This window comes from Desulfatiglans anilini DSM 4660, from assembly GCF_000422285.1.
In the GTDB taxonomy this organism is placed as follows: Bacteria; Desulfobacterota; DSM-4660; order Desulfatiglandales; family Desulfatiglandaceae; genus Desulfatiglans; species Desulfatiglans anilini.
Map to the genome: position 1 here is coordinate 1 of NZ_AULM01000068.1, position 10,092 is coordinate 10,092.

Sequence of the window (10,092 nt, forward strand, 5' to 3'; positions counted from 1 at the left end):
AATCTGTCTCGGTCAGAATGAATGTCCCGACTTGAGGGGATTGAGAGTGACTTAGCTGATTCTACGTCAGAGCTTTCGCTTTTTTAGAGCATCAGGAGGGTGCTATGTCGGGCAAAAAGATGATCAGCTTTCTTGGAACGAGCGCTTACAAGGCCGGGGTATATGTGTTTGGCGGACGGAGCAAGGAAACGCGCTTTGTGCAGGCTGCACTCGCCGCGATTTTCCAACCCTCGGAAGTGGTGGTTTTCTTGACTCAGGGCGCAAGAGAGAGAAACTGGCAGTCCCCGTCGGGTTCGGAAGGGAAGGATGGAGACCTCCGCCTCAAAGGCCTCGAGGATACGGTTCGGATCGAGGTCCCATCTATCCGGTTCCGTGGAAGAGATATACCTGACGGGAGCAATGAGGAGGAGATCTGGGCCATTTTCCAGGAGATCCTCGATGAGGTGGAGGAAGGCGATGAGATCATTTTCGATGTCACGCATTCCTTCAGGTCCATTCCCATCCTTGCGTTGGCGTGTATCCAGTACTTGCGAACCCTGAAGGGCGTGAAACTCGGGGGGATTTACTACGGGGCATGGGAAGCGCGGCGGGACTCTGCAGACGGCGGTCTGCCGGAGGTTCCGGTCTTCGACCTGACGCCTTTTGCGGCGTTGATGGATTGGAGCCAGGCCATCGCAGAGTTCGAGAGGTCGGGTTCCGTGGAGGCGATGAAAGCCCTGATAGAGGAGGAGGTCATTCCCCGCAGGCGGGAGAGCCGGGGCAAAGATGCCGAGGCGGTGCAGCTGGACGAACTGAGCAAGAGGCTTGCCAGGCTCAACGATACCGTGACGACCTGCCGGGGCAAGATACTATATGAAACCGATTTCGTCGGCGATATACGAGCTCGCGTTGAAGAACTGAAGCGGTTGCCCAACACGTTGCCGGCCTTCTATCCCCTGCTGGAGCGTCTGGCGGCCAAGCTCGATCTGCTGGTGGTTGACAGCCCCGGGTTGAGCGAAGATATCCGACGCGGACTGGGAGCTGTGAACTGGTGTCTGCACCACGGGTTGGTTCAACAGGGCTACACGCTTTTGACCGAGACCATTCTGACCTATTTCTGCCTGAAAGGGGGGCTGGACTGGGTGAAAATGGAGAACCGGGGGGATGTCTCCGCAGTGCTTAACAAAATAGGCAGAAAGGAGCCTTTGCAGGGTCATGTATATGGAGACAGCAGTTCTTTGGCTGATTGCCGCAGCCGTCTACCTGAAACGTTGTTCCTGGATTATGAAAAGCTGGCTCGACGCCGGAATGACATCAACCATTCGGAGATGAAGCAGGATAGTGCAAAGGCTGACAAGCTCAAGAAGGAACTTGGAACCTTTTACACAGGCTTTCTGGATTATCTCCGGTCTTGTAATTGATTGCAGGAATTCCGTATTCGTTTGAAGGCTTCTCGATCAGGAAGCTTTGTGGAGGAGCTTCGTCGAAGGAAACTGATTTCACTCAGGCTCTATGTCTGTATGAGATTTGTGAATTGGCGTTTGAACGGTTCTGAGGAATTGATTGTCCACGGGCTGCGGCACTAAGAAGGTGCAAGAGGCCGGTGTTTTTGAATAATCCGAAAAACGACTGTCTCCGAAAAAGTTATTTTGAAAATCCTCCCTCGGATGCCGTGATCCATTAGTGCAGGCCCGGGGTGGTCCCTCTCCAAGGGATGGGCTGCCCGAATGAGAAGAGTCTGCAAATGCGAGAGAACTGAACTCTGCCTATTGAATCGTATGGGTATGCGCACTGGAATCATGCGTTTCTCAGTCAGTGGGATTTTTTCAGGCAGTAAGGCAAGGCCTTCCTGAAAGGTCAGAGGCCTTATGCAGCCGTGAAAGGGGGAATGGTCCGATATGAAAACTGTATTGCCGTCGTTGCGGTACTATCAAACCGAACATCGGCGTCTGGACTGCCAGGTTGTGACTCCGATGTTCCTCGGCGGGGCGGATCAGGAAGCGCAGTGGCGCGCTGAGCCGTTCAAAGCCCTGCTGCGATATTGGTGGAGGGTGACCTGCATTGATTTGCCGGGAGAAAAGGCTTTGCTTGAGGAGGAAGGGCGCGTTTTCGGGCGGGCTGGGGATGAGCGGGAAAGCCGCAAAAGCCCTGTGGAAATCCGGCTGGTGCCGGGCCATGGCACAGCGGCGGTCAAAAGTCCTTTTCAGAAAATGAAGATTCAGCATCCTGAGGTCGATCATGGAGGAAAGGTTGATGCTTTGGGCTATTTGGCAGGCATGGGGCTTGTGCATTTTAAAAAGGGCATCCAGCATAGCTACTTTCCTTCGACGTCTGCATTCCAGTTGATTCTTCAATACCCAGCCGCCTTGAAGAAGGAGATCGATGCGGTGTTGGCCCTTGTCGCGGTTTTCGGCACCGTAGGAGCGCGCTCCCGGAATGGCTGGGGCAGCTTCAATATCAGTAATCCAGGGTTGGAAGGGGGGCAGCAGGCAGCACTTCTTCAATCTGTCACCAAATCATGGACAAAGGGGTTCCAGAAGGACTACCCGAATTGTCTGGGGAAAGACGAAAAGGGCCCTCTCCTCTGGCAAACTGAACTTTGCTCAACATGGGAGAAGGTGATGGTGCAGCTTGCCTCCGCCTATATCAAGGTGCGTGCCGAAAAAGTGGGGCAAGACGAACGGTTGGACCCCGGGGGCGGTAGTTTTGCGGAGCGGCATCTGATCGGGGTGCCGCTGACCCATCACCCGATAGGGAAGAATAAGAATGATCGGCATGCCTCGCCCCTTCGGTTTTGCGTACGCAAGAAAATGGACAAATACCGCGGGCTCGTTTTGCATGTGCCGCATGCGCACAGCCGCAATCAGCTCAACTCCAAGAATAGCGAGCAGATCCAGACATGGGAAAAAATCCATCGGAAACTGGACACCCTGTTGAAGCGTGCCAAGTACGAGGAGTGCGTAGCATGAGAAACGGTTTTCTTCAAGATTCAGCCTACTGGGATGAGAAGCTCGCGGCCTATCTGCACGATCCGCCCGACAAGGCCCTGCGCATCCCAGGACACGAGGAGCGGAGCCGGCGTCTGCTGGATATCCTGGGGCCCCTCCCTCAGCCCGATCCGGGCTTGATCCACATGGCCGATCAAACGGCGGCAGGCATGGACCGCACTCAGCTGCCCGGGCACAGCGCCAGGGCCGATTTAAACGGCTCGATCGACTTTCTGGGAAGGCCATTGTTGACCCACCCAACGGCGCGCGAGGCGGTTCTACCCCTCCAGCTGGATATGACGCGCGAGGATTGTGCATCGGTTGCCCGCGCTATCGAAGCCCTGATCGAAGCGGATATCGAGCGGGTGTGCGCCTCGTTTCCCGGCAGGCCGGAGCTTCTTTCCCCCGCCCGCTTCCACTATGTGCACCATGCGCTGCGCGAGCGTCTGCGGCGCGAGAACATCGGCGGCCTCGGAGGATTGTGGGGTCGGCTTCCGGCGGATACGCGGATTCCGGACCACAGCATCTGGCAGCACTGCGGTCTGGCTGCCGCGATTTATTCCTGTTTCAAGAGATCGAAGACCCGCCGGGCCGTGCTGCTGGTGGTGAGCCTGGCTCCGGTTCAGGGCTTCATCGAGCGGGCGCGGAAGCTGCGGGATCTGTGGGTCGGTTCGGTCCTTCTTTCGTGGCTCGCATTCGAGGGTATACGGGAGGTGATTTACCGGCTGGGCTCGGATCATGTGCTCTATCCGAGCCTGATCGGTCAGGGCCTGGTGGAGGACATGCTGCGCAGGGAGTGCGGCCTGGAGGGGCTCCTTGCGGGCGATGATGGAGTGCCGAAAGCGGAGGGCGCTTCGCTTCCCAATAAATTTGTCTGCCTCGTCCCGGCTGGGGAGGAAGAGGAGACGGCAGCCGCGATCGAGGCGCGGATCCGTGAGGCGTGGGAGGATCTGGGCCGCATGACCCTCGACCGGATTGAAACCGTTATCGGGGGGAAGAAAGATCCCTATCTCACCAAGCAGTTCCACCGTCAGATGAAAGGCTATTGGACCTTTCGTTGGAGCGCCTGTCCGTTGCTGGACGAGGGCCGGGAACTGCAGATCAAGGGCCTTCTGCCTCCGAGCGTTTGGGAGAAGCCCTTCAACCTCGTTGCCGACAGCGAAAAACACGCCTTGCCTTACCCGTTGAGCGGCCAGGCGGCCTTCTATTCCGTGAGCCATGCAATGGCTCAGTCGTTTTTGGCTGCCGGCAAATATGTTTACGGCGAAGGTGCAGCGCTGGAGAAAGATGCGGAATCCCAACTCCCGGTCGAAAAAAACGGCCGACCTGATGGCTCAACAGAGCGGGAGGAAGGAATCAAGTGCGGGCTTCATGGCGATCTGGAGGCCTTGCGCTTCGAGTGGCGGCCCGGAGAGGATCGCAACCCGAGGCCGAGCGTTGATCCGTTCTGGAGCCTGTTGAAGCAGGACAGGGATTTGCATCCCGAGTTCAGATCTTCGGAGAGGCTCTGCGCTGTGGCGACCGTAAAGCGTTTGGCCGGCCGTGTGATCAAGGGCTCAAAGACCGACCATCCACTGAAGCCTCTTTTCGAAAAGGCGGACGTCTTTCCGTCGACGACGGAGCTTGCCTTCGGGGACTGGTTGAATGAAGTCGCCGGGGAGGCGCCGCAGGGGGTGAAGGCGTTGGAGCCATACGGCTCATGGCGCAAGGTGCTCTCCCAGTTCATCCACGACACCGACGAGCCGGATGCGCCTGCAGGACAAGGGGAGCACCGCCGCGTGCTCGAGCGGGAGGCGCGCCGGACTTGCAGCGGGATTCTGCACGCGATGGAGAAGCGGGGCCGTCTGTGGACCGATGCGGATCGCTACTATGCCATCCTCCTTATGGATGGGGACAGGATGGGGCGGCTTGTAGGAGGGGAAACCCTTCCCTCACGCTGGGAATCGACGATTCATCCGGACTTGACCGAACGGCTGCGTACGCCCTCTTTCGATGCAGCGTATCGGGGCTTTTGGAAAGAGCACCTTGGAGAGACCCGAGTGGTGACTCCTGGTGTTCATGCAGCGTTGTCGGAGGCCTTGGGCGACTTTTCGCTTCATACGGTCCCTGAGATCATCCGGAGGTGTCGCGGCCGGCTCATCTATGCCGGCGGCGACGATGTGTGCGCTGTCATGCCGGTCTCGACGGCGCTGTCTGCGGCCCATGAAATCGCACGGATGTATGCGACGCCGTACGTGGTTTACGACGCCATCACGGGCACGGCGCAGCCCATCGTTGGACCTTGGGCCCCTGAACGCCTTCGTTTGGCCTTCCATTTGGGAGAGGATCGATGCCTGTCCATTTCAGGGGCGGTCTTGATATGCCATCACAAAAGGCCGCTCGCGGATGCTATGGCTGCAGCGCGGAGGCTTCTCGAAGGCGGCGCCAAAGAGGAGGGCGGGAGAAATGCCGTGGCCGTCGAACTCGCCAAGCGGGGAGGAGGCCCGCGTGCTATGGTGATGAAGTGGAATGCCCGCCCGCACGAAGCCTTGCTGGCTGAAATTCCGAAGGAGATTTCTCCCGACGATACGCTCGTCGATCATTTCCTGGATTTTTCAAGGGCCTTCGGAGCGAGGACGCGCCTGTGCATGAGTTCTTCGTTGATGTATCGGGTGGAGGAGATGCGAGATGGACTGGACGCATTGGCTGCCAGGAATCCGGCGGATCTGCCCAAGTTCTTGAAGACGCTGATTGTTCGCTCCGATCCGTCTCTGAAGCCCAGAAAGGGTGAAGCACGCAATCCGAGGCTCGAGCGGATTGCATGGCAGGCGGCGGCCCTACTCCTTGGCCCCGACGCCGCCGTTCGGCCCGAGGCCCTGCTGATTGCGCGTTTTCTTGGGCCGCAGCTTTTTCGGTATCAGGGAGCCGGCGATGGAGGATGCCATGACTGAAAAATTGCAATGGCTGAGGTTGGAGCCGTTGGACAGCTGTTTCTTTAAGGGTTCCGAACCGATGGTCGCGGGTGAAAACCACACCGCCCGGTCTGTCTTTCCACCCATGCCGTCGACCCTTTTGGGGGCCCTCCGTACAGCGGTGCTGCTGCAGCGCGGCCTTGACCCTTCTACGTATGCAAGAGAGGAAAAGGCGGGCCGGGATATTGCCGGCCGCTATCCCCTTTTGGGGACGCCCGAGCGTCCTGGATTCAAGGTCGTCGGGCCGATTTTCGAAGCAACGGTGCCTGGCGGCGCGGTCGTGCGTTTTCTGCCTGCGCCTGCCCATTGGATGGCCTCAAAACAATCGTTGAAGAGGGCTGAAGCGATGCATCACGGCGCTTTTGACCCATGCGAGGATTCGGCTGAAAGCGGCAAGTCGACCCAGCCACAGCGAAGGATCGGGATTACTCCGGCTGACCTCCCTTCGGAGTTTATCCGCGCCGTGGGGCTGAAAGGCAGCGTCCCAGAACCCTTGTGGGCTCTCAATCCGCAGGCAGGGGACCTCGCGCCGCTTCTGGATCACTGGATTTCTGTGGAGGCTTTAGAAGAAATCCACCAGGGGAGGAACGAATTATCCTGTTTCTCGGATTTATCATCCTATACGGGAGGCCCTGCCCTATTGCCGTTGAAGGCGTTTTACACCTATGAGGAGCGGGTAGGGATCGCCCTCGAGGACCGGCGGCGGACTGCCAAGTCAGGATATTTGTATGCGGCGAGCCATATCCGCCTCAAGAAGGGCGTCGCGATGCTTTTGGGGCTTGACCGGGAGCTGGTGCCTTCTCATCTGGATGCGGAGGGGCTCCTGACCTTGGGCGGGGAGCAGCGGCTGGCAAGCTATACGCTTGTGCCTGACAGAATGCCCCTTCCGCCGAAGCGCGGCCCTTGGGCTGTAGCCCTCTCGCATTTTCCGTGGGAGGAATTGCGGGCCCATAACTGGCAGAATCTGCCAAGGATCTCTCGGGCGCCGGTGCGGATGGCCGGCTGGGATATGAAAAAGGCGTTTCACAAGCCGGTGACGGCGTATCTGGCGCCTGGCACCTCGATCAGGACGGCGGATGCAGGGGAATTGCCGGTGGGTTTCTATAACGGTTAGGAGAGGAGAGAGTGCCATGTTGTTTTCGACGAACGCTTCCAGGGTGTGTGTTCTTTACGCCGTGTCACCGCTTCACGCAGGGGCGGGTCAGTCAACCGGGGCTGTAGATCTCCCCATTCAACGGGAGCGCCACACCTCCTGGCCGATGATCCAGTCGTCGGGTTTGAAAGGGGCTTTCCGGGACTGGTTTACACGCTACTACGCCAATAGTAAAGCGGGCGAAATGGGTTACGAATCAGCGCATTCCCAGGCCAAGGAACTGGCCTGCAAGGTCTTCGGCCGAGAAGAGTCCCCAGACGGGCCTGAAGGCCACGCCGGGGCGATTTCCATCACCGACGGCCGTTTGTTGGCATTTCCGGTGAGAAGCAACGCCGCCCCATTCGTGTGGGTGACCGCTCCTTATGTGCTTACGCGGCTCGCGCGTGACCTCCGGTTGATCCCCGATGCAGGGTTGACGCTCCCCGGCATGGAGTTGGGTTCGGCGCCGGGCTCCGGCGAGGGCATGCTGATTCGGGGTGATATTGCCGCGGAAAACGGGTTGGTGCTGGAAGACCTGGTGGTCAAGATTGTTGAATCGAAGACGGATGCCGTGGCATTGAAGGCGGCCTTCGAAGCCCTGGCACCCCAGGTTGCGCGTCTTGTGCTGATTTCCGATGCGGATTTCACCTATCTGGTCCGCAATGCCACGGAAGTCCAGGCCCAGATTGCCATCAACCCGGAAACCGGCGTGACCACGGCTGGGTCGCTCCGTTATCAGGAGCTTTTGCCGGCTGATTCAGCCTTGTACACCCTCGTCTTTTTTACCACGGAGAGGACGCAGAACGAGCCCCAGCCGGTTGAATTTATAGCGGATCTCACCATGACCGCCTTGGCGACCCATGTCCAGATAGGCGGCGACATGACCTTGGGCCGCGGCCTCATGGAGGTTCGTTGGCTGCCGGGCGGAAAGGCATAGGAGGAAGCGATGGAGACGACGATTTCTCAGAAGCGGTCGCGATTCGCGTTGGAGCAGCTCGAGCGGATCCCGGTCAACAAGGACTTTGCAAACCTCACGGCCGGCCTGCCGGCGATGATCCTCGGCAACGGATTTGGACATGCCTTGGCCTTTCTCATTTCAAAGGCAACGAAGGATGGGCAGTTATCAGTAAAAGAGAAGCACTACGCAGCCTTCGCGATCATCGCGCGATGGTTGAAAGAGCGTGGAATCATCCCGGATGACGAGCCCAAGCCCTTTCTGACGAACCTTTCGGCGATGTCCCAGGAGCAGTACCTGCGGGCCCAAGACGAGGCCCTGCTGGTGCTCGAATGGGTGAAGCGCTACGCGAACTCGGCCCTTTTCCTCGAGGAGCAAGGAGACACGCCATGAATGCGAAGGCTGCTTCGAAGCCGGTTGTGCGGCCGGTCAATCCTGCCGTCGACCGCGTGATTGGAAAACAACCGCAAGGTCCCTTCAATTACGGCCTCTATTTTAACAAGTGGTTTTATGTCCAGGAAAGCGGCGGAAAATGTCCTGTCGAGGGGAATGCAGAGGATCCCGGAGACAATTTACTCCCCTCAATCGCCATGTTCAATGGGGAGGCTTCCCCCACGGGCGGTAAATGGGAGAGAAAGACCGCCGGCAGGCTTCTCGAGAAACGCCACGAACGTCAGGAAGCGGCAGCCCGGTCTTTTGAAAGCTTGGGATATCGCCTTCTGCGTTTCGAAGCGATTCTTGAAACGCCGCTGGTCGTTGGTCTTGGCAACGGCCATCCATCTGAAAAGGGTTTTTCATTCGATTGGACCCTTGGTGTGCCGTATATCCCGGCAAGCGGAATCAAGGGGGTGGTGCGTCTGGCCTGGCTGGTGAAGGCGCTCAACCGGATTCCCGAGGTGCAAGACGCCCGAAGGTTTTGGCAACAGGTGGGAAAAGGCCGGCTTCCGAACGAGGCGGGGGAAGCTCGCAGGGTCTTTGGAAATTTAGAGACGTCGGCTGAAGACAATCTCGAACCAAACAGGGGAGGGGTCGTCTTCATGGACGCTTTCCCTGCGAAACTGCCCCTCCTGAAGGCGGAGATCATGAACTGTCATTATCCTGAATATCTCAATAAGGCCAACGGGAGGCCGACGGAGGACCAGTCCCCTAATCCTCAAAAGTACTGGGCAGTTGATCCGCTTCTGGATCGTCAGGGCAGCGAGAACACCCGATTCGTGTTTCGTATCCTCATGGGACCGGAACTGGCGAAGGAGAAGGCCGTCGTGTCGGATTTTTCCGAGGCGTTTGAAGCCGCGTTGGACCGCCACGGTCTGGGGGCGAAAACCGCTGTAGGTCACGGAAGGTTTGGCCTTCACATCGCCAAACGGGATGATCCGGGCAGCCATGGCGAAGAGGCAGAACCTGAAGCGAAATCCGCAAATGCTCCTGTCGAACCTGTTCATGAAATTTGGGAAGGCGTTCACCTCCGTTACTTGGCAGACAGGCAGGAGGTGAGGGCGGAAGCCGGCGGGAAAAAGGCTTTCATGAAGGGTATGGATCTGATCCCCGAGCAATACCGCGCCAAACTCAAGAAAAATAAAATCGTCAAGGTCCAGCAAATCGAGACGATGCCCGCTGGGGGCAAAAACTACGCGATCGTGTCTGTTGAGTAGGATGATGCCTTGATTGCACCCAGCGGCATGGATTATGTTATGTTGCGATTTTCGACACTCCAGCCATAAGAGACTGAAAACCGGGCTTAAAATGTTAACTTTCTGATTTATCTCAATTTGTTGGTATGATAAAAAGGTTTTAAAGTCGATGCCCGGTTTTCCCTCTACCCGCCATGGCCACTGTTGCCTTTGCGGGGGGCAGAGTCAGAATCAATGTGCTGACTGGAGGGGATTGACAGCGATATGAGCCCTCTGGACCGGGGCACCTGACGTTAAGTCGTGTCCATCCGGAAATGAGGATTTTTCTTCACCGCTTCGCCGCTCAGTCCCACCGCTCCGCGGCGGGTCCCGGTTTGGCCAATATCAAGGAAATCAAGCGTTTGCACGGAGGCGACCTGGTGGTCGCCGCACAAGCAAACGTGCAGATTGACGCCGA

Annotated in this window: 7 protein-coding genes; all 7 read left to right on the plus strand. The window is 57.9% G+C overall.

Features of this window, described 5'->3' with window-relative positions; translation table 11 throughout:
• Nucleotides 1–104: 104 nt before the first annotated feature.
• The 7 genes from csx2 to cmr6 all read left to right on the plus strand — a co-directional run bounded on the left by csx2 (nt 105) and on the right by cmr6 (nt 9,656).
• Nucleotides 105–1,400 (plus strand): TIGR02221 family CRISPR-associated protein, encoded by a 1,296-nt coding sequence (gene csx2, locus H567_RS0120415; protein ID WP_028322814.1) that lies wholly within the window; start codon nt 105–107, stop codon nt 1,398–1,400.
• Between the two features lie 477 nt (nt 1,401–1,877).
• Complete coding sequence (locus H567_RS28815; protein ID WP_337833089.1) at nt 1,878–2,948, plus strand: RAMP superfamily CRISPR-associated protein; 1,071 nt, start codon at nt 1,878–1,880, stop codon at nt 2,946–2,948.
• A complete protein-coding gene (gene cas10 / locus H567_RS0120425; protein WP_028322816.1) occupies nt 2,945–5,896 on the plus strand; it encodes a type III-B CRISPR-associated protein Cas10/Cmr2 in 2,952 nt (983 codons plus the stop codon). The genes H567_RS28815 and cas10 overlap by 4 nt, the downstream gene beginning before the upstream one ends.
• Nucleotides 5,889–7,031 carry a type III-B CRISPR module-associated Cmr3 family protein gene (locus H567_RS0120430; protein WP_028322817.1) on the plus strand — a complete coding sequence of 381 codons (1,143 nt, stop codon included), beginning with the start codon at nt 5,889–5,891 and terminating at the stop codon, nt 7,029–7,031. The genes cas10 and H567_RS0120430 overlap by 8 nt, the downstream gene beginning before the upstream one ends.
• Nucleotides 7,032–7,047: 16 nt before the next feature.
• Complete coding sequence (gene cmr4, locus H567_RS0120435) at nt 7,048–7,986, plus strand: type III-B CRISPR module RAMP protein Cmr4 (protein ID WP_161626666.1); 939 nt, start codon at nt 7,048–7,050, stop codon at nt 7,984–7,986.
• Between the two features lie 9 nt (nt 7,987–7,995).
• Nucleotides 7,996–8,397 carry a type III-B CRISPR module-associated protein Cmr5 gene (cmr5, locus tag H567_RS0120440; RefSeq protein ID WP_028322819.1) on the plus strand — a complete coding sequence of 134 codons (402 nt, stop codon included), beginning with the start codon at nt 7,996–7,998 and terminating at the stop codon, nt 8,395–8,397.
• On the plus strand, nt 8,394–9,656 hold the full coding sequence (cmr6, locus tag H567_RS0120445) for a type III-B CRISPR module RAMP protein Cmr6 (protein WP_028322820.1): 1,263 nt from the start codon (nt 8,394–8,396) through the stop codon (nt 9,654–9,656). Before cmr5 ends, cmr6 begins: the two co-directional genes overlap by 4 nt.
• Nucleotides 9,657–10,092: the final 436 nt, after the last annotated feature.

What these genes read in the sequence shown, in the direction of transcription:
- cmr4 (WP_161626666.1), top strand. Translation starts at nt 7,048, where the DNA reads ATGTTGTTTTCGACGAACGCTTCCAGGGTGTGTGTTCTTTACGCCGTG.
- H567_RS28815 (WP_337833089.1), top strand. Translation starts at nt 1,878, where the DNA reads ATGAAAACTGTATTGCCGTCGTTGCGGTACTATCAAACCGAACATCGG.
- cmr6 (WP_028322820.1), top strand. Translation starts at nt 8,394, where the DNA reads ATGAATGCGAAGGCTGCTTCGAAGCCGGTTGTGCGGCCGGTCAATCCT.
- H567_RS0120430 (WP_028322817.1), top strand. Translation starts at nt 5,889, where the DNA reads ATGACTGAAAAATTGCAATGGCTGAGGTTGGAGCCGTTGGACAGCTGT.
- cmr5 (WP_028322819.1), top strand. Translation starts at nt 7,996, where the DNA reads ATGGAGACGACGATTTCTCAGAAGCGGTCGCGATTCGCGTTGGAGCAG.
- csx2 (WP_028322814.1), top strand. Translation starts at nt 105, where the DNA reads ATGTCGGGCAAAAAGATGATCAGCTTTCTTGGAACGAGCGCTTACAAG.
- cas10 (WP_028322816.1), top strand. Translation starts at nt 2,945, where the DNA reads ATGAGAAACGGTTTTCTTCAAGATTCAGCCTACTGGGATGAGAAGCTC.